The organism is Parasphingorhabdus sp. (genome assembly GCF_059726685.1).
Map to the genome: position 1 here is coordinate 1,376,319 of NZ_AP041068.1, position 17,609 is coordinate 1,393,927.

At 55.2% G+C, this 17,609-nt stretch carries 20 protein-coding genes; 11 read left to right on the forward strand and 9 right to left on the reverse strand.

Features of this window, described 5'->3' with window-relative positions:
- Nucleotides 1-26: 26 nt before the first annotated feature.
- Nucleotides 27-218, reverse strand: a complete 192-nt coding sequence (locus AC6I9Z_RS06855; protein WP_461454597.1) for a hypothetical protein — start codon at nt 216-218, stop codon at nt 27-29.
- Here AC6I9Z_RS06855 and AC6I9Z_RS06860 point away from each other — a divergent pair.
- The 4 genes from AC6I9Z_RS06860 to AC6I9Z_RS06875 all read left to right on the forward strand — a co-directional run bounded on the left by AC6I9Z_RS06860 (nt 217) and on the right by AC6I9Z_RS06875 (nt 2,795).
- Nucleotides 217-1,143, forward strand: coding sequence for an AraC family transcriptional regulator (locus AC6I9Z_RS06860; protein ID WP_461454599.1), 927 nt, complete (start codon nt 217-219; stop codon nt 1,141-1,143). The two genes, AC6I9Z_RS06855 and AC6I9Z_RS06860, sit on opposite strands and share 2 nt — an antisense overlap.
- Nucleotides 1,144-1,260: 117 nt before the next feature.
- On the forward strand, nt 1,261-1,812 hold the full coding sequence (locus AC6I9Z_RS06865) for a carboxymuconolactone decarboxylase family protein (protein WP_461454601.1): 552 nt from the start codon (nt 1,261-1,263) through the stop codon (nt 1,810-1,812).
- Between the two features lie 33 nt (nt 1,813-1,845).
- Nucleotides 1,846-2,325, forward strand: coding sequence for a YHS domain-containing (seleno)protein (locus AC6I9Z_RS06870; RefSeq protein WP_461454603.1), 480 nt, complete (start codon nt 1,846-1,848; stop codon nt 2,323-2,325).
- A gap of 59 nt (nt 2,326-2,384) precedes the next feature.
- Nucleotides 2,385-2,795 carry an MAPEG family protein gene (locus AC6I9Z_RS06875; RefSeq protein WP_461454605.1) on the forward strand — a complete coding sequence of 137 codons (411 nt, stop codon included), beginning with the start codon at nt 2,385-2,387 and terminating at the stop codon, nt 2,793-2,795.
- Between the two features lie 89 nt (nt 2,796-2,884).
- Here AC6I9Z_RS06875 and AC6I9Z_RS06880 read toward each other — a convergent pair whose 3' ends face one another.
- Nucleotides 2,885-3,322, reverse strand: coding sequence for a GFA family protein (locus AC6I9Z_RS06880; protein ID WP_461454607.1), 438 nt, complete (start codon nt 3,320-3,322; stop codon nt 2,885-2,887).
- Nucleotides 3,323-3,511: 189 nt separating this feature from the next.
- Between AC6I9Z_RS06880 and AC6I9Z_RS06885 the strand changes: the two genes are divergently transcribed.
- Entirely contained in the window at nt 3,512-4,393 is an 882-nt protein-coding gene (locus AC6I9Z_RS06885; protein ID WP_461454609.1) for an alpha/beta fold hydrolase, read from the forward strand.
- A 44-nt stretch (nt 4,394-4,437) separates the two neighbouring features.
- Here AC6I9Z_RS06885 and AC6I9Z_RS06890 read toward each other — a convergent pair whose 3' ends face one another.
- Nucleotides 4,438-4,764: a DUF3592 domain-containing protein gene (locus AC6I9Z_RS06890; protein ID WP_461454611.1), complete on the reverse strand. Its 327-nt coding sequence runs from the start codon at nt 4,762-4,764 to the stop codon at nt 4,438-4,440.
- 155 nt (nt 4,765-4,919) lie between these two features.
- On the opposite strand from AC6I9Z_RS06890, the gene AC6I9Z_RS06895 reads away from it, so the two are divergent.
- Both AC6I9Z_RS06895 and AC6I9Z_RS06900 read left to right on the forward strand, forming a co-directional pair.
- Complete coding sequence (locus AC6I9Z_RS06895) at nt 4,920-5,309, forward strand: DUF4345 domain-containing protein (protein ID WP_461454613.1); 390 nt, start codon at nt 4,920-4,922, stop codon at nt 5,307-5,309.
- Nucleotides 5,310-5,485: 176 nt separating this feature from the next.
- Nucleotides 5,486-5,689: a dodecin family protein gene (locus AC6I9Z_RS06900; protein WP_461454615.1), complete on the forward strand. Its 204-nt coding sequence runs from the start codon at nt 5,486-5,488 to the stop codon at nt 5,687-5,689.
- A 22-nt stretch (nt 5,690-5,711) separates the two neighbouring features.
- Here the strand turns inward: AC6I9Z_RS06900 and AC6I9Z_RS06905 are convergent, their stop codons facing one another.
- Together AC6I9Z_RS06905 and uvrA are read right to left on the reverse strand one after the other, a co-directional pair.
- The gene (locus tag AC6I9Z_RS06905) at nt 5,712-6,185 is read right to left on the reverse strand and encodes a D-Ala-D-Ala carboxypeptidase family metallohydrolase (RefSeq protein WP_461454617.1); all 474 of its coding nucleotides are present in this window, start codon (nt 6,183-6,185) and stop codon (nt 5,712-5,714) included.
- A 104-nt stretch (nt 6,186-6,289) separates the two neighbouring features.
- Nucleotides 6,290-9,184, reverse strand: a complete 2,895-nt coding sequence (gene uvrA / locus AC6I9Z_RS06910; protein WP_461454619.1) for an excinuclease ABC subunit UvrA — start codon at nt 9,182-9,184, stop codon at nt 6,290-6,292.
- Nucleotides 9,185-9,435: 251 nt separating this feature from the next.
- On the opposite strand from uvrA, the gene AC6I9Z_RS06915 reads away from it, so the two are divergent.
- Nucleotides 9,436-9,828: a c-type cytochrome gene (locus AC6I9Z_RS06915; RefSeq protein ID WP_461454621.1), complete on the forward strand. Its 393-nt coding sequence runs from the start codon at nt 9,436-9,438 to the stop codon at nt 9,826-9,828.
- 99 nt (nt 9,829-9,927) lie between these two features.
- Nucleotides 9,928-11,082 carry a serine hydrolase domain-containing protein gene (locus tag AC6I9Z_RS06920; RefSeq protein WP_461454623.1) on the forward strand — a complete coding sequence of 385 codons (1,155 nt, stop codon included), beginning with the start codon at nt 9,928-9,930 and terminating at the stop codon, nt 11,080-11,082.
- 8 nt (nt 11,083-11,090) lie between these two features.
- On the opposite strand, the gene AC6I9Z_RS06925 is transcribed toward AC6I9Z_RS06920, so the two are convergent.
- Both AC6I9Z_RS06925 and AC6I9Z_RS06930 read right to left on the reverse strand, forming a co-directional pair.
- Complete coding sequence (locus tag AC6I9Z_RS06925) at nt 11,091-11,468, reverse strand: hypothetical protein (protein WP_461454625.1); 378 nt, start codon at nt 11,466-11,468, stop codon at nt 11,091-11,093.
- Nucleotides 11,469-11,542: 74 nt separating this feature from the next.
- The gene (locus AC6I9Z_RS06930; RefSeq protein ID WP_461454627.1) at nt 11,543-13,153 is read right to left on the reverse strand and encodes a sulfatase-like hydrolase/transferase; all 1,611 of its coding nucleotides are present in this window, start codon (nt 13,151-13,153) and stop codon (nt 11,543-11,545) included.
- Nucleotides 13,154-13,557: 404 nt separating this feature from the next.
- On the opposite strand from AC6I9Z_RS06930, the gene AC6I9Z_RS06935 reads away from it, so the two are divergent.
- Nucleotides 13,558-14,100, forward strand: coding sequence for a hypothetical protein (locus AC6I9Z_RS06935; protein WP_461454629.1), 543 nt, complete (start codon nt 13,558-13,560; stop codon nt 14,098-14,100).
- Nucleotides 14,101-14,107: 7 nt separating this feature from the next.
- On the opposite strand, the gene gmk is transcribed toward AC6I9Z_RS06935, so the two are convergent.
- The gene (gmk, locus tag AC6I9Z_RS06940) at nt 14,108-14,773 is read right to left on the reverse strand and encodes a guanylate kinase (protein WP_109355408.1); all 666 of its coding nucleotides are present in this window, start codon (nt 14,771-14,773) and stop codon (nt 14,108-14,110) included.
- 166 nt (nt 14,774-14,939) lie between these two features.
- Here gmk and AC6I9Z_RS06945 point away from each other — a divergent pair, with 166 nt between their 5' ends.
- A complete protein-coding gene (locus AC6I9Z_RS06945) occupies nt 14,940-16,058 on the forward strand; it encodes an AI-2E family transporter (RefSeq protein WP_461454632.1) in 1,119 nt (372 codons plus the stop codon).
- Here the strand turns inward: AC6I9Z_RS06945 and AC6I9Z_RS06950 are convergent.
- Nucleotides 16,055-17,392, reverse strand: coding sequence for an MFS transporter (locus AC6I9Z_RS06950; RefSeq protein WP_461454634.1), 1,338 nt, complete (start codon nt 17,390-17,392; stop codon nt 16,055-16,057). The two genes, AC6I9Z_RS06945 and AC6I9Z_RS06950, sit on opposite strands and share 4 nt — an antisense overlap.
- Nucleotides 17,393-17,609: the final 217 nt, after the last annotated feature.

The following is a 17,609-nucleotide window of genomic DNA, read 5'->3' on the forward strand; positions in this document are numbered from 1 at the left end:
CGGGCGCCCCTTTTCCGGACGCCCGTTCAAAGAAACGCTTGTCGGCCAGCCAAAGCTGAACAGCTACGCTGCTGCGTGCCATAGGCAATTTGTCGGAAGCGGGGCTTGCCAACCAGTTCTCCACCATAGATAGCTGGACGATCTGCATCATATTCCGGATAGCTTGCGCAGTCTTTGGGAATTGATGGCGGGATTGCAAAACTGTAGGCTTTCTTCATGGATATCCTCAACGACATTCTCGATACGCTCGATCTGAACGGCGCCCTGTATTTCCGTACTGATTTTTCCGGGCCCTGGTCGGTAACGGTGCCGGTGCTTGAGGGTGCAGCTCGTTTTCACCTTGTTGTTCAGGGGCAGTGCACGGTCACTTTACCCGGTAATCGGGTGATGACACTTAATCCTGGTGACTTGATCCTGATCCCGCGCGGACAGACACATATGTTGTCGGACGGACCGGTAGAAAACGCGCCTCCGCTCGAAACGGTGCTTGAGCAGGTCGAATATGATGGCGAAGGCGTACTTGTTGTCGGCGATGGTGATCAGGTTGCCAATACCCAGTTAATCTGTGGCCATTTCACATTTCGCAAGAATGCCGACCATCCAATGCTTCGGGCATTGCCAGACTATCTGCTGACGACCTCTTCCATGCGGGCGCAAAACCCTTGGCTTGATGAAATTTTGCGTCTGATATCGCGGCAGATGTTTTCCGAACATGTCGGCTCGGATGCTTCAGTGCGGCGGCTGTCCGAGGTCATGTTTATCGAATTGCTAAGGATGGGCATCGAGGAACAAGAACAGATGGAACCTTTGCTCCTGGGTTTTCAGGATCCTCATGTCGGTCAGGCGCTGGAGCTTTTGCACAAGCAGCCTTCGTCCCCCTGGACGGTCCAGAGCCTGGCCCGTGAAGTGGGAATGTCGCGGAGCAGTTTTGCCGACCGCTTTGGCGAGCTTATTGGGCAGGGGCCTATGTCCTATCTCTCCGACTGGAGGCTCCAGAAAGCGCTCTCCCTGCTGGATGAAAGCAATATCACCGTCCAACAGGTTGCCGCTCAAACCGGATATCAATCTCCCGCGGCCTTCACACGCGCCTTTGCTGGAAAATTCGGTGTTGCGCCCACGAAATATCGACAGGAATTGATATAAATATTGCATATCGTCCAGACAGCTTTGCAGAAAGTCGCTATATAACCTAGTTATATTGCTATATCATCCGAAACGCATATTCATTGCTCCCACGGTAAATTTGTCAAAGGAGCAAACATGCAACGTATCAATATCATCGACCCTTCCGCCACTTCTGCTGAAACAGCAGAGGTATTGGCGGGCGTAAAATCCGGCATGGGGATGATCCCCAACATCATCGCGACGATGGCCAATTCAAAGACTTTGCTGAAAGGCTATCTTGATCTCTCCGGCACACTGGCCGGCGGAACATTATCCAATGGCCTGACGGAACAAATTGCACTTGCTGTCGCGGGTGCAAATCAATGTGACTATTGCGCCTCGGCGCATACAGCGCTGGGTTCAATGGCCGGTATCGATGCAGAAGAACTGGCTGACAATCTTCGTGGTGGCTCCAGCGATCCCAAAACTAAACTGGTTCTGGATTTCGCCAATGAAGTGGTGCGCACCAAAGGCCGGGTCAGCGATACCAGCCTGGTGCTCATGCACAGTAACGGATTCTCCGACGAGGAGATACTCGAGATATTCGGTCATGTGATGCTGAATATCTTCACCAACTATTTCAACCATCTGGTTGGAACAGAAATCGACTTCCCAGTCGTGAATTCCCGGGACGCTTTGGCGGCCTGATTCCCTAAAATACTAAACTCAAAGGAAATATTTATGTTTAAACAAATCACTCTTGTATCTGCTGTTGCTCTGGCTGCTCTGGCCACTCCTGCAATGGCTGCCGATGAATATAACGTCTCATCGGGCCTGACCGCAGCCAGCGCTCCGCTTGCTTTGCATGGCGTTGACACTGTTGCCTTCATCAATACCGGCAACCGTATCCAGGGCACTGCAAAATTCACGGCGGTCCACGACGGCGTTGCTTATTATTTCTCTACCCAGGAGAATCTGGATGCTTTCAAGGCCGCTCCTGCGCGGTACATGCCTCAAAATGGTGGCTTTTGTACCTTTGGTGTTTCGGTTGGCAAAAAATTTGATGGCGACCCACGCTGGGCTGATGTTCGCAATGGCAAGCTCTATGTCTTCCTGAGTGAGGCTATTTTCAATGCCTATCAGAAAGACCCTGAAGGCGCGATCGCGAAAGCCGATGCCCAGTGGAAGAGCATCCGGCACACCGCTGCGACGGAACTTTAATACTTGCGGGAGCGGAGTTTGCGCTCCGTTCCCCATTATCCTGACAAAAAGAGGAAATCATGGAAACCGCATATTATTATCTTGCCCTGAGCGGCATTCTCACCGTCCTGTTGTGGACACCCTATATTGTTGGGCGGTTATTTGTCTGGGGTCTACCGACATTTCTGACCAACTATCCGGAAGGCTTTCCCAAGCAGGAACCGGAAACCCCGCTTTGGATGGATCGCGCAAAACGCGCGCATCTCAACATGGTAGAAACCATGCCGGCTTTTGTCGCAGTGGTCGTTGCCGCTGGCCTGCTGGGTGATGGCAGCAATGCGGCTACCGTCGCGCAATGGGCTCAGATATTCTTCTTTGCCCGGATCGTGCACGCCATTGTCTACATCCTCGCCATCCCGGCTTCGCGGACACCGGTATATCTTGTTTCATGGGCAGCAATACTCGTTATCGGCGCGCAAGTCGTCTTGTAACAATCCGTATGTGAAACCACCAGTTGAGGTTCGTAAAGCTGCCCGAAAGCCTTCATTGGGATCAGCCTTGCGAACCTCTTTCGGTATTTTCACTCGCCGTTAAGCCAATTGTTATCCGGCGGAGCGGTGTCGAACACCTTTGCATCTTTGGGAAATACAAACCATTTCTGAGCGCTGCGGGCAAAGATGTGATGGGTCGGTTTCAGCCAGCTGGTGTCATCCAGCGTGCCCGGTTTAAGGCTAAGATGATCGGGATTGGCGCTGGCATGGTGATGAATGCGCGTCCCGCAATTCGCACAGAATGAATTGGTGAAAACCTGCCCGCTCTCCGCCTGTCTGGTAAAGCTATGCAATTCACCCGACGATATCTGAAAGTCCCTGGCATGGAAGCGCATGGCCAGACCAAAAGCGCTTCCCGATTGTGACTGGCAGATGGTGCAATGGCAGGCAAATGTTACAATCGGTTCGCCGGTTATAACATATCGGACATCTCCGCATTGGTATCCGCCGTGATGTGGTTGGCTCATGTCATCTCCCGATTTGCTGAAACCCGTTGTGCCCAGATTTTTGCATATCCCTATATCATGTCTGCAATTGTTGCAGAGAACTAGCCTGTGTTACGCGTTGCACCCTGAGCTTATCCGGTCTGGCATCACCGGAGCAATAGGGGAGTTGCAAGTGTCTAATATCAGCCATGATTTCGGGTATATCAAGCGATGAATAGTCTCAGCGAACTGGGCTCGCTTGTCGGATTGTCAGAGCCTGTTTCGCCACCGGAAAGTCTTTCGCTCAAAAGAGCAGATGGTGGTCATCTCCATGCGCAGCGATGGAGCAAGGCCGGGCCACCGGTACTCCTTTTGCATGGTGGCGGACAATCGAGTCAGACCTGGACGCTTTGCGCCATGCTTCTGAAAGACGATTATCAATGCGTGGCCCTTGATTTGCGCGGACATGGCGACAGCGACTGGGCGGATGATTATTCCATTCAGGCTCATGTCGAGGATATTGGTCGCGCCATGACGCAGCTCGGTTGGTCGGGGGCGCATCTGGTGGGCATGTCGCTTGGCGGTGTGGTCGCGGCGCATTACGCTCTGTCAAATGGAAAACCGGCAACCAGGTCTCTTGCGCTGGTTGATGTTGCACCTGGCGTGTCCTTCTCGGACATTAGCAAGCTGCGCGAATTTATGGGCGCGGATACGGTGACCCAAGGTGTGGATGCGCTGGTAGCCGAGGCACGGCGGCTTGGCGCCCATCAGTCTGATGCAGAGCTGCATTATCGCTATGCGTCGCTGACGCTTAGGACCAAAAGTGGAGCGTGGCGCTGGAAAAGGGACGAGCGGAAGCCCGTCGACTACGCCCATATCCTCAATCATATTGAGCTGCTGCGCGAGAAGGCATCAAGTTTCGATTGCCCATGTCTGATTGCGCGCGGCGGTCGCAGCCGGATTCTCAGCGATAAGGCCGCAACCGAATTTGCGGATCTATGTACAAGGGCATCAGTGGTTACAATCGAACGCGCTGGACATTCGGTGCAGGAGGATAACCCGATCCGTCTGACCCATGAATTGCGAAGGTTCTGGAAAGAGCTGGATGAGTGAGAACAGGGCTGAACCACGGCTCGCGCCCGCAGCGATCCGTGCAGTTACCACCACCCGGTAAGCTCCATCCCCAGCACCACAAAGGCATAGCCCAGCGCCCCGTATATCAGTGCGCGGAACACCGGATAGGGGATGCGCGCCTTTTCGGGATGACCTTCGGGGTAGATAATTTCGATCATTTCGCCAATGACCGGCTTGGGAAAGGGCAAGTAAACAGAGTCGCGCACTTCGACAAATGTGCCGCGCTCGTCGGCGAAACGAAAGACCGGCTGATAGACAGGTGCGCCGTCTTCATAGCGGCGGTCGTGGCGGACAATCTTGGCCGATGTGCGGCGGACGGGGTTGCGCAGAAACGGCAGATCGCTGCGCAACGTGAGCGCCAGTCCTGTTGCCGCCAGGGTCAGGCAAATCGAGAGAATGAAGGTTTCGATCGCGCGGGGCTAGCATTGTTTTTCGGGCTTGTTAAGGTGATCATCATCAAGGCCTCCGCCGGTTCGGGAGAAGGGGCCAACAGGAGGAAAACAACATGACCGCATTTCGTATCGCGACGATATTATTCGCCTTCATTCCGCTATTTTTCGGGGTCGTCGGCATTTTCGCCGGCGCGGCCGGGGCAGTGCCGGAGCCGGAGCTTTACGAGCTGCCCGAGATTACTGCGCTCGACAATCAATATCGCTATCTCTCCGGCGTCTATATCGGCATTGCGGCGATGCTGTTTTACTCCGCTGGTGATGTCGCGGGACGGGCCTTGGTGTTTCGTATGGCGGTGCTGGCCGTTTTTATCGGCGGGTTGGGGCGCGTGGTATCCTATCTCAGCGTGGGCGAGCCTCCGATCTGGCAGCTGGGGGGCATGGCGCTGGAACTGATCGCGCCGGTTTTCATTCTGTGGCAGGCCAAGGTGATCAAGAGCGCTTGAGTGCCCGGCTGTTCCGTCCTTACGGAAACGCTTTAGTTTGAAGGTGGGATTTGACGCCCGATTTGACGCCCGATTTGACGGGGGCGGCCGAAAGGCGCATCCTCATACCTGCCGCTGCAACAGGGAATGGAAGCAGGGCGGCATTTTCCAAGGGGGCTAACCCAAAGGAGAGTGTAATGGCTGTAGCAAGAGTGACCGAAATTATTTCGGCATCAACCAGTTCAATTGAGGATGCGGTGAAAGAAGGCGTGTCCCGCGCGTCGCAGACACTGACCAATGTCCAGTCCGCCTGGGTCAAGGATATCAAGACTGTAGTGACTGATGGCAAGGTGACCGAATGGCGCACGACGCTGGCAGTGACTTTCCTGCTGGAAGAATAACGGGACCTGACGGCGGACGGCGCTAACCGACAATCCCGTTCTGATAAACGGTCGTGCGCCGGCCATTGCGGATGACGCGCTTGGCGGTCAGTTCCTGATTGCGATAGGGTTCGCGGTAGGACACGTGAACCCAGCCGCTTGCCGGCACGCCGCGCTCGTAAAATTCCAGGATCAGCTGGTCATAGTTGAGCCGCCGTTCCATCCACTGGCAGATGCGCAGGTTGTCGATACCGGCAATCTCGAAATCCGCCGCCTCGCCTTTGGCATGCTGTGACGTGCGCGATCCGCGAATGGCACGATTGACGGCCGGCGAGCGATAACCCGAGGAGATCAGCACCGGGCGACCGTAGTTTTCGCGCACCGGCTCGAGTACTTTTTCACACAATAGTTTCAGCGCCGCGATCTCCGAAGGTCCGGGCGTGTTGTCGAGCATTAGTCGCGTCGCCGTCTGCGATTGCGTAAACTCGCTGAGATGGAAATTCGGGCTGAGTTTCATGGCCGCGAGTTTGCGAGCGGAGTGAGGGCGGTGTCAAGAGGACGGCTACCAAGACCCGCCATGCTGAAAGGCATTCAGGACGATGCGGGGTCTTGATTCCGTATCTATTTCGCCAGCATGTCCTTCAGATATTGTCCGGTGAAGCTGCCCTTGACCTTCGCGACTTCTTCCGGTGTGCCCTCGGCGACAATCTTGCCGCCGCGTACACCGCCTTCGGGGCCAAGGTCGAGAATGTGATCGGCGGTCTTGATGACGTCGAGATTGTGCTCGATCACCACGACGCTATTGCCTTGCTCGACCAGCTGGTGGAGCACTTGCAGCAATTTGCGGACATCCTCGAAATGCAGGCCGGTGGTTGGTTCGTCCAAGATGTAAAGCGTTTGTCCGGTCGAGCGTTTGGACAGCTCCTTGGCGAGTTTCACGCGTTGCGCCTCGCCGCCCGACAGTGTCGTCGCCTGTTGGCCGACCTTGATATAGCCGAGGCCGACTTCGTAAAGCATCGCCATCTTGTCGCGGATTGGGGGTACGGCCTTGAAGAAGCTGACCGCATCCTCGACCGTCATGTCGAGTATATCGGCAATGGACTTGCCCTTGAACTTCACCTCCAGCGTCTCGCGATTATAGCGTTTGCCTCCGCATTCCTCGCAGGTGACATAGACATCGGGCAGGAAGTGCATCTCGATCTTGATCAGCCCGTCACCGCGACACACTTCGCAGCGCCCGCCTTTGACGTTGAAGCTAAAGCGCCCCGGTTTATAGCCGCGCGCCTCGGCCTCGGGCAGGCCGGCAAACCAGTCGCGGATGTTGGTGAAAGCGCCGGTATAAGTTGCCGGGTTGGATCGCGGTGTCCGGCCAATGGGGGACTGGTCGATATCGATGACCTTGTCGCAATATTGCAGGCCGGTAATTTTATCATGCTTGCCCGCAATCACCCGCGCGCCGTTAAGCGTACGGGCGGCCGAGGCATAAAGCGTATCGATGGTCAGCGATGATTTGCCGGAGCCCGACAGACCGGTAATGCAGGTAAATGTGCCCAGCGGAATGGATGCGGTGACATTTTGCAGGTTATTTGCCGTCGCACCATGGACGGTGAGTTTCTTGCCATTACCCTTGCGGCGCTTGGCAGCAACCTCGATTTCCCGCGAACCATTTAGGTACGCTGCAGTCAGCGATTTCTTCGATTTCAGAATTTGCTTGAGCGTACCTGCGGCGACGACATCACCGCCATGGACGCCCGCGCCGGGTCCCATGTCGACAACATGGTCCGCTGTACGTATAGCATCTTCGTCATGTTCAACGACAATCACGGTATTGCCAAGATCACGCAGCCGTTTGAGCGTGGTCAGCAAACGGTCATTGTCTCGCTGATGCAGGCCGATGCTCGGTTCGTCCAGGACATAGAGAACACCGCTTAATCCTGAACCTATTTGGCTCGCCAAACGGATGCGCTGGCTCTCGCCGCCGGACAAGGTACCGCTGGTCCGGTCGAGATTGAGATAATCGAGTCCAACATTGTTCAAAAAACCAAGTCGTTCGATAATTTCCTTCAGGATCGGTTCGGCAATCTGCCGCTGGGTCTTGTCGAGCTGATCGGCGAGGCCGTTGAAAAAGTCCAGCGCGTCGCCCACGCTGCGGCGGGTCGGGATGCTGATATCCTCGCCCGCAATCTTGACGGCCAGCGCTTCTGGCTTCAGCCGCGCGCCGTGACAGACTTCGCAAGGAGCCGCCGCCTGGAACTTAGCGAGCTCCTCGCGCATCCAGTTGCTTTCGGTTTGCAGCATCCGGCGAGTCAGATTGCCTACCACACCTTCAAACGGCTTCTTCACCTCATAGCTCTTGCGCCCGTCCTGAAACCGCAGCGTCACCGGCAGGCCCTGCGTACCGTTCAGGATGATATCGCGGTGATGCTCGGACAGATCCTGCCACGGCGTATCGAGCGAAAATTCAAAATGCTTCGCCAGACTGCCCAGCACCTGCATATAATAGGGGCTCGGCGGATTGGACTTGGCCCAGGGCACGACCGCGCCTTTTTTGATCGAGAGCTCAGGATTGGGTACGACCAATTGCGTATCGAAATGCAGCTTCTCTCCCAAGCCGTCACAGGCGGGGCAGGCCCCTTGCGGTGCGTTGAACGAAAAGAGCCGCGGCGCGATCTCCTCGATCGTGAAGCCGCTCACCGGACAGGCAAAGCGTTCGGAAAAGACAATGCGGTTATCGGGCAGGCCGGTTCCCTTCATCTTGGTTCCGGTCTCCGCTTCCTCGCGGCCCGGGACAACGCCGTCGGCCAGATCAACAAAGGCCAGCCCGTCGGCCAGCCTCAGCGCCGTCTCGAAACTGTCCGCCAGCCGGGTTTCCATACCATCGCGAACTACCAGCCGGTCGATGACCACTTCAATGTCATGTTTCAGCTTCTTGTCGAGCTTTGGCGTTTCTTCAATGTCGTAAAATTCGCCGTCAACCCGCACCCGGGTAAAGCCGGCTTTCTGCCATTCGGCAAGCTCCTTGCGATACTCACCCTTGCGTCCACGCACAACCGGCGCGAGCAGATAGAAACGGGTTTTCTCTGGTAGCGCCATGACCCGGTCAACCATCTGGCTGACGGTCTGCGCGGTAATCGGCTCTCCCGTCGCAGGCGAGTAAGGCACACCGGCACGGGCCCATAACAGGCGCATATAGTCGTAAATCTCGGTGACCGTCGCGACGGTCGAACGCGGATTGCGTGAGGTTGTCTTCTGCTCGATCGAGATGGCAGGCGACAGGCCCTCGATATGCTCGACATCCGGCTTTTGCATCATCTCCAGAAACTGGCGCGCATAGGCGGAAAGGGACTCGACATAGCGCCGCTGCCCCTCGGCATAGATGGTATCGAACGCAAGGCTCGACTTACCACTGCCGGAAAGACCGGTAATGACGATCAGCTTGTCGCGGGGAAGATCGATATCAACGCCTTTGAGATTATGCTCCCGGGCGCCTTTGACTTTAATGTGGGTAAGACTCATGCGCGTGCTTTGCCGAAGATGTTGAAGAGAGTCCAGCGGGTCATAAGACCGTACTATGTTCTATATATGTTCTTTTGGCAAGTGGGTTTTCGATGTACATTTATCAGAGAGGAACGGGAGAAAAACCCACTATCACCGTAGTTTACCGTAATTGTATGGAGCACTGCCAGCTTTTATCCGATGCGAAGGCAATCTATGAAGTGGATCAACGCGGGTGGGGATCCATGGTTTAACTCAAAGGAATCTGATTCATGCGTCAATTGTCCCCGGGAATTTTTCTTTCGCTTGTGACAATCGGATGCACGACAATGCCCGCCGGGCAGACTGCATCGGACAATGAAAGCCGCAATATTGTCGCAGCTGAAGATGGGAGGGTGAGGCAGGGATTGGCATTTGCCGAGGCGCATTGTGCCGCCTGTCATAATGTCGCGGATGGACAGACATCTTCAAATCCGCAAGCGCCGCCGTTTATTGCAATAGCCAACACCCGCGGACTGACGGATGGAACGCTGACCAATTGGCTCAGCGACTCCCATAATTATCCAGAGTTGATGGATTTCGAGATTGCAAGCGCGGATATCGACGATCTTGCCGCCTATATTCTGACGCTGCAAAGCGCTGACTATAAACCGCCCATTCAATAAACGGATATTTTTGGTCACCGGTCTTGCCAGCGCGATATCACCGTTGCACTTCTTCAGTATTGCTGTATTAATATGGTAATACAATATCGGGAGTTGGTCGTGAAACATATTCTATCATTTGGTCCTGCACTATGCGCAATGGCGGTAATATCGGGGCCGGCGATAGCAGGAGCGGGTCAGGAAGACCCTGCTTCCCAAGCCCAGCCCGCAATTACGAAACAGGATGACGGCGCAACTGTTCTAAAAAACAAAATCATTGCCAAACTCCCGACCTGGCTCGCAGAATATGACGTTCCAAGCGCGGCCATTGCCTATATCTCCGATGGCCAAGTGGCATGGACCCATGTCGCGGGTGAGGCGGAACCCGGCAAGGCCGCGACGGCGGATACGCTTTACAATATCGCCTCCATGACCAAGCCCTTGGTGGCGGAAACCGTTGTGCGACTAGCGAAGGGTAAGGCCTTTACGCTGGATGGGAGTATGGCCGGCAGCTGGGTTGATCCGGATATCAAATCCGACCCGCGTCACAAGCTTCTGACGCCGCGCATGGCGCTGGTTCACCGCACCGGCTTTCACAACTGGCGTTACCAGACCAAGGATGTTCTGACCTTTAAAGATGATCCGGATACCAAATTCGGATATTCGGGCGAAGGCTTTCAATATATGGCCCGCTTCGCCGAAAAGAAGATGAATATGGCTCTGGAAAACTTGGTGGCCCAACAGATATTTGAACCGGCGGGCATGACCCGGACCAGCTTTACCGAAAAACCCTGGTTTGCCGGCCGGATCGCAATGTCACGCAATGGCAAGGGTGAGCATGCTCATGCCACGGTGCGCAAGGACTGGAATGCAGCGGACGATGTCTGGTCCACCATTGGCGACTATGCGCGTTTTCTGACCTGGATGATGGCCAATCCGGTGAGCGATAAGCCAGCAGAGAACTATTGGACCGCCGAGGAAAATCTCGGCGGACAGATTTGCGGCAAGGGGCGGCTGGCGGCAGAGGTTTGTCCGAAAATCCTTGGCTTTGTTGGTGGCTGGAACGTTTATCATACCGCGGATAATGTGATCGTCATGCATGGCGGCGGGGATGTCGGCGAGAGGACTTTGGGCTTTTTTGATCCGGTGAATAAAACCGGTGCAGTGATCTTCACCAATGGAGCCAAGGGTCAGAAAGTCATCCGCGACACTGTGAAAATTTTATATCCTGACCCCAGTTTTGTGGCGTTTATGGAATTGCAGGCGGGACGATAGGCGTAGGCTTATCCGTTCGCCAGCAATCCCCACAAACCCAGCAGGGTGATGGGCGCAAATAACCAGCCTTGCGGCGCTTTGCGATGGCTCTGGCCGATAGCAGAAACCAGGCCGATACCTGTGAGTGTGAAGCCTGCTGCCAAAATGGTTCCAGCAACGGCATAGGGTTGCTGACCCAAAAAATAGGCGAGGAAAAAGAACAGCGACATCGCGGCGATGGAAACGGTCGTGAAATGCCAGCAGAGATATTGGACATCGCGTACAAGCGGATCAAGTTCAACCGATTGCCGCAACGGACGCGCTATTTCGCGTCCGCCCATAAATAAATGCACGCCAAACCAGATTGCAGAGATTATCGCTGCCAGAGCATAAAGATAGCTGGTCACGTCTATTCTCCTGTCAGTTTTTGCATCAATGCTGATGCCCGGTTTCTTTGGAGCTGCAATGATTTAACCGGCTTTTAGCGGCCTGGGAAGTGTTCGCCGCTCCACACATCAATTGTCCCGCCATCTTTGACAGGCACCACACCGCGGCCGAACCAGACAAAACGGGCGGTTGGCACTGTCAGGGCATTGTCATAATTTTCGGTCGCATAGGCTGCCTCATAGCCCATCAGGCCCAGGCTGGTCGGGAATAGCTGGCTTAGACTGCGGCCACCGAGTTCAGCAACACCATAAACATCATGCATCCCGGCAGGCAGAAAGGCGATGAGCGGAACAGAGAATTCCTCTTGTACCGGGTCTCCGCTGCAATGGGGCGTGACGCCGTCCCTGATATTCTGGCCATGATCGGATGTATAAAAAATCGCGACTCTCGATCGGTCGACGCCATCGAGCAGCGCGTCGAAAAACCCGGCTTTGGAATAGGATATCGCCTTGTCATATTGCGCCTGTGTGCTGCTGCCATCGGGCAGGGCGCCTTTGGGATAATGGTCGCGATATTGGAAATGCACACCGCGCAGCAGGGCATAGGTGAATTGTTTCCCCTCGCTTTTCAGATCGGCGTTGAGCATGCGGGCGATGGCGAGATCGGTTCTCTGACCGTTGTCAACATTGCGATAGCTGCCGATCAGTGCCCGCTCCGGTGCCAGTAACAGGTTTTGCGGTGGACCGGTGACCTGCCCGTCTATCATTGTCGTGAAATAGCCAGCTTTGGCAGCATAGGCCCAGATGGATGCTGTGCGGCGCAGATCTGTGGTGGTATTGACACGGCGGACATTGACACCGGAGCGCAATGCGACATTGGAAGGCGTGCTGCAATGACCCATGGATGCCGCTTCGCCAAAATCAATGTGCCGGATCTCGGTAATTTTCGGAGCGATAATCCGGTTGAAACCGTCATGGGAAACGCTCTCGTCGATCAGCCAGATGATCTTGTCAATCTCTGTATCTTGTCCGGGGATGGCCGACACTTCGGCGCGGGCCGGAGGCGGATCGGCGGTGACGATGGCTGCAGCAAAATTATAGATATTGCGCTCTGCGGCAAGCGGGTAGAGGCCAAGCGGCGGCCATAAAAACGAAGGAGCGATGAGCAGGGCGATCAACGCTGGGGCAGTTTTTCCTCCAGCAAACTGGTTCGCGGTCAGCTGACGCACCGGATCGCGCAGCGCTCTTCTGGCACCGATCATCAGGATGATGGAGATGAGCAATTTGCCCAGCGCCAGTCCCAATGGAGCGGCAAACTCACCGGCCGCCGCGCCGGCCTGCCGCGCTTCTGTCAGCAGCCAGCCGCTTTTTTGCAGATCAAGCGTATCGCCGACAATCTGGCTGTAAATGCCATTGATACCGGCGGATATGCCGACAAAGGTAATGCAGACTAAAAACCATTTGCGCGGCAACAGGATGGTGGCGGCGAACAGCAGCAAGGCCTGCGCTGCGAAGGATAGCAATGCCCAGCTGGCATTGACATAATCATAGGCCGCCGCCCGATACAGGACCGAATGTGTCAGCAAGACCTGGTTGATCAGCGCGTAAGCTCCGCAGAATAGCAGAAAACCGGTCAGAATCCGGACAACAGGCCATTTGGCACTGGAATCGACGCCAGAAAGACTATCGGAAAGGCCATTGTTCACGCGCTGCTTCTCACATCAAAAAGCTGGTAATCAGGAGATTTACTATGGCGCAAAGCCCTTAAGAATAGGTGACCTTGAGTCATTTTGTGATATTTTGGCGGTTTCTGTCAGGGCCCGGCAAACGGTTGTCGAAGCCTGTTCTCTTTTCGTCGAAAGCGGCTGCCCTGTCGAACTGCGTTGACATATTACGGACAAGAGCCACAATGTGATCCTGTTTGGTTACGCATCGGGATCGCCACGGCTTGAACACAGGGGGATGGTGCCACATGATAAAAGTGGTTCGTAATTTGGTATTTCGGGAATTTATGCCCTCCGCATGGGCAAGCTCCTTTTCCCGTCCTGGTATCCCCGGATCCGATACCCGAAGCGCCCAACCCCTATTCTGCGCTTTGTTTGCGACTTTATTGGCATCATCCCCTATTTTTCCATCGCTTGCTATTGCGCAATCCACCCCTTCCGCAGCACCGACGGCTAAAGCACCGCCGCCACCCTGTGCCAGTGCCGATCACCGCGCCTTCGATTTCTGGATCGGGACCTGGGATGTCACGCCTGCCGGCAAGGAGGCACCGACTGCGATCAACAGCATCAGTGCCCAACATGGCGGTTGTGTCATTCGCGAAGAATATCAAACACAGGGCGGCTACACCGGAATGAGCATGAGCTTTTATGATGCGGCTCGCAAAAACTGGCACCAGACTTGGATGGGGGCGGACGGCACGGCCCTGTTCATCGCAGGCGGTCTTAATGACAAGGGCGAAATGGTGCTCAGCAACGCCAACTGGCCGGGTTATGTCAAAGGCTCACCGGTCAACCGGGTCACTTGGACTCCGAACCGCAAGGACGGGACTGTCGAAAGCGTGCGCCAGCATTGGCAAAGTTCGGCCGATGGCGGTCAGAGCTGGACGACGGTTTTTGACGGACTTTACGTCAAGCGGACCGAAAACTGACCAAAGACTAACCGCGCTCTTGCGCAACCAGATCCCGGACAAAGCCGATCAATCCCGTTTGCCGCGATCGTCGCATCCGTTCCGTGGCGAGTATTTGTTTGACCTTTGCGAAACAGGCGTCGAGATCGTCGTTGATCAGGACATAGTCATAGCCGTCCCAATGGCTGATCTCACTGGCTGCACGCTGCATTCGGCTGTCGATAATTTCATTGCTGTCGGTGGCTCTGGCTTCCAACCGCTCACGCAATTCGGCGAGTGAAGGAGGCAGGATGAATATACGGACGACATCTTCTCCACCGCGTTGATACAGTTGCTGTGTACCCTGCCAGTCGATATCAAACAGCACATCTTGCCCGTCTTCGAGATTTTTCTGAACCGGAGCCGCAGGGGTTGCATAGCGGTTGCCAAAAACGGTGGCATATTCCAGGAAGGCATGATCGGCGACCATTTCTTCAAACTCGTCACCACTGACGAAATAATAGTCCTTGCCATGTTCTTCGCCGGGGCGTTGCGGCCGGGTGGTGACAGACACCGACATGGCAATCTGGTCATCTGCTTCGAGCAGCATGCGCGCGAGTGTCGATTTGCCAGCACCAGAGGGCGAAGAGAGAACAAACAGAAGGCCGCGGCGGCTCAGTTCGTCATGCGGAAGGGAAGAAATATCGTCGGCCATAGCGGCTATTGGCCGAGAAGGGGGCATGCCGTCAAGATGCTAGTCGCGATTGCTGGCGGATGTTACAGGACTGGCTGTCGCACTGATCGGATGACAGGTCGGAATTTTATGTTTATCAAGCGGTTGCAAGAGCTTTCGTCCGCTAAAAAAATGGTGATCTAGAATTATGTTTCAGGGCCGCGTCAGCACGATATTCTTCTCGGTCGGCATAACGATCATGATCGGCTGGCTGTTCTATGTCGGCAAGGATATCATCCTGCCGATCGTGACCGCGATCATCTTGCTTCAGATACTCTATTCCGCCAGCGCAGCGGTCGCCCGCATTCCCGGATTGGGCCGGTCACCCATGTGGCTGCGAGCTACGCTCGCTTTGTTCGGGGTCGTCTTGCTTCTATTCGCGATGACCCGGATGTTGGTGGCGTCACTGCAGACTTTGGTGCCATCACTGCCGACTTATCAGAGCAATCTGGAAAACTTGTTCGCGGCCTGGTTCCCCGCGCCGCAAGAGACCGCAGCGGTCAAAACCGACATGGGTGAGATGATGGCATCGCCTGGCCTGATGATTGATCGCGGCAGCGAAGCCGTGGTGAAAGCGGTCAGCGAGTTTGCCACCAGGTTGCTGACTGAGGTTGATATTGCGGCCATAGCGCAATCGGTATTGTCTTCGCTGACCAGTTTTGGCGGATTTGTTTTTATTACAATTCTCTATGCCTCTTTCATGCTCAGCGAAATTACCGGCTTTCCGGCAAAAGTGCAGCGCGCCTTTGGCAATGCAAGTGACTCAAAAGACACTATGAACATGATTGCGCGGATCAACCATGATATTGGCAGCTATCTTGCGACCAAGACGCTGATCAACATCATGCTGGGCGTGATTTGCTGGGTCATCATGGTGGCGCTTGGTATCGAATATGCGGCACTGTGGGCGATCATTATCGGCTTGCTCAACTATATCCCCTATATCGGCTCGATTGTCGGCGTCGCTTTTCCCGCGCTGTTCGCGGTTGCCCAGTTCGGTACGCTGACCATACCTCTGGTCGCTACCGGCTTGATGACGGCCGCACAGGTCATCATCGGCAATGTGGTGGAGCCGCGCATGCTCAGCAAATCGGTCAATCTGAGCCCAATGGTCGTACTCGTAGCGCTTTCGGTCTGGAGCACCCTGTGGGGCATTCCCGGCGCGATATTGGCGGTGCCCTTCACGACTATTTTGATGATCATATTGGCTGGCCGCAAAGGCACCAAACCTATTGCTGCTCTTTTGTCGAGTGACGGTAAGGTCTAGGCTGCTTGGGTCGCTGCCTTATGCTTGGGCGGCGTCAAACAAATGGCTGAGACAAGCGACAGACCCAGCAGTATCGAACCGATCAGGAATGCCAGATCATAGCTGCCATATATATCGAAAATGTAACCCGCGCCCGCCGGTGCCGTTGCCACGAACGGCAACAGCAGCGGCGCAAATACTGAGTTGATTTTCGCAAAGCTCTCCTGACCGAAAAAATTACTGGTGAGGGCAGGGGACAGAGCAAAAAACCCGCCATAGCATAGCCCCAGAAGGAAGGCTGCAAAGCCAAGACCCATAAGGCTCGCCATGGCCCAAAGCATGATGAAGGCTAATAGCATGGCCGCCATCATGGCCGCCATCAACCAGCGCAATTCGAAACGGTCGCCGAGCCACCCCGCCGGCATTCGGCCGAGCCCGCTGCCGATGATGAAGATGCTGACGATGGAAGCCGTCTGGATTTTCGAGATACCGATATCGGACAGGTATAGCGAACCATGGGTGAGCAGGAACGTGCCAATGGACAGATAGGTCACGTTGATGATCATGATGAAATATACCGCACGGGTGTGAAAAACCTCTCTGACAGTCCAGTTTTTCTCGCTGCGATAGGTGCGCGGTTCGGGCGCAGGCTTTTGTGTGTCCGCACGGGCCGCGAGTGGATCAAAATTGTCCGGATGCTGCCCAATATCTGTGGGCCGGTTGACGATAAACTGGGTCAGCAGCAGCGCGCCGACCACAGCTGCCGCGCTCACCAGCCAGCCGGACTGCCAGGTCCCGAAGGTTTCCATGACCCGAATGAGAATCGGCTGGGCAAAAAAGCCGCCCAGCGCATTGCCGGTGAGGATGATGCCAAGAACCGTCGCGCGTTTGGCGTTGAACCAGTTGATGACAACGGTCTGTCCGCACAAGGGGCCGGCCAGCGCATTCGCGGCGCCCATTACGAACCCCCAGATCAGGGTCCAGTGCCAGATTTCAGTCACGAAGAAGACGGTCATCAAAAGGCTGATGAGCATCAATATCAAACCGACTGTCAAAGTGAACCGGACACCCCGTTTCCCGATCATCCAGGCGGTTAACGGATAGCTGAGTCCCAAGACCAGAAAGCTGAGGCTATGGGCAATCGAGGCATCACCGCGGTTCCAGTCCATATCCTCAACCATCGCCGGGAAAATCGCGGCATAGGCAAAATAGACAAAGCCGGAGGCGGCAAACTGGATGAAAAACAATAGCGCGGCATTGTTCCAGCCATAAAATTTGCGAGCGGATTTTGCGTCAGATGACGCGCGCTCTGTTTCGCTGGCTGGTGTCGCTGCCAAAGCCTTGTCTTGCGCCATCTCTTCTCCTGACACGGATGTTAGCAGGACAGACAGCTTATAGGAAAGAGCTTTGTGCAGCGGGCGCCGATAGATCGGTTCCAGAATAGATATTAGATGCGCCTGGCTGCATTGGCCGATGCCGAATTTCGAATGCGGTTACCTTGGCTTGAGTGTCCGCTATGGGCGCAAAAGCGGACATTCAAAATATCAAATCAGTCTGTCAGCTACCGACCCA

What these genes read in the sequence shown, in the direction of transcription:
- AC6I9Z_RS06860 (WP_461454599.1), top strand. Translation starts at nt 217, where the DNA reads ATGGATATCCTCAACGACATTCTCGATACGCTCGATCTGAACGGCGCC.
- AC6I9Z_RS06855 (WP_461454597.1), bottom strand. Translation starts at nt 218, where the DNA reads ATGAAGAAAGCCTACAGTTTTGCAATCCCGCCATCAATTCCCAAAGAC.
- AC6I9Z_RS06865 (WP_461454601.1), top strand. Translation starts at nt 1,261, where the DNA reads ATGCAACGTATCAATATCATCGACCCTTCCGCCACTTCTGCTGAAACA.
- AC6I9Z_RS06870 (WP_461454603.1), top strand. Translation starts at nt 1,846, where the DNA reads ATGTTTAAACAAATCACTCTTGTATCTGCTGTTGCTCTGGCTGCTCTG.
- AC6I9Z_RS06875 (WP_461454605.1), top strand. Translation starts at nt 2,385, where the DNA reads ATGGAAACCGCATATTATTATCTTGCCCTGAGCGGCATTCTCACCGTC.
- AC6I9Z_RS06880 (WP_461454607.1), bottom strand. Translation starts at nt 3,322, where the DNA reads ATGAGCCAACCACATCACGGCGGATACCAATGCGGAGATGTCCGATAT.
- AC6I9Z_RS06885 (WP_461454609.1), top strand. Translation starts at nt 3,512, where the DNA reads ATGAATAGTCTCAGCGAACTGGGCTCGCTTGTCGGATTGTCAGAGCCT.
- AC6I9Z_RS06895 (WP_461454613.1), top strand. Translation starts at nt 4,920, where the DNA reads ATGACCGCATTTCGTATCGCGACGATATTATTCGCCTTCATTCCGCTA.
- AC6I9Z_RS06900 (WP_461454615.1), top strand. Translation starts at nt 5,486, where the DNA reads ATGGCTGTAGCAAGAGTGACCGAAATTATTTCGGCATCAACCAGTTCA.
- AC6I9Z_RS06905 (WP_461454617.1), bottom strand. Translation starts at nt 6,185, where the DNA reads ATGAAACTCAGCCCGAATTTCCATCTCAGCGAGTTTACGCAATCGCAG.
- uvrA (WP_461454619.1), bottom strand. Translation starts at nt 9,184, where the DNA reads ATGAGTCTTACCCACATTAAAGTCAAAGGCGCCCGGGAGCATAATCTC.
- AC6I9Z_RS06915 (WP_461454621.1), top strand. Translation starts at nt 9,436, where the DNA reads ATGCGTCAATTGTCCCCGGGAATTTTTCTTTCGCTTGTGACAATCGGA.
- gmk (WP_109355408.1), bottom strand. Translation starts at nt 14,773, where the DNA reads ATGGCCGACGATATTTCTTCCCTTCCGCATGACGAACTGAGCCGCCGC.
- AC6I9Z_RS06945 (WP_461454632.1), top strand. Translation starts at nt 14,940, where the DNA reads ATGTTTCAGGGCCGCGTCAGCACGATATTCTTCTCGGTCGGCATAACG.
- AC6I9Z_RS06950 (WP_461454634.1), bottom strand. Translation starts at nt 17,392, where the DNA reads ATGGCGCAAGACAAGGCTTTGGCAGCGACACCAGCCAGCGAAACAGAG.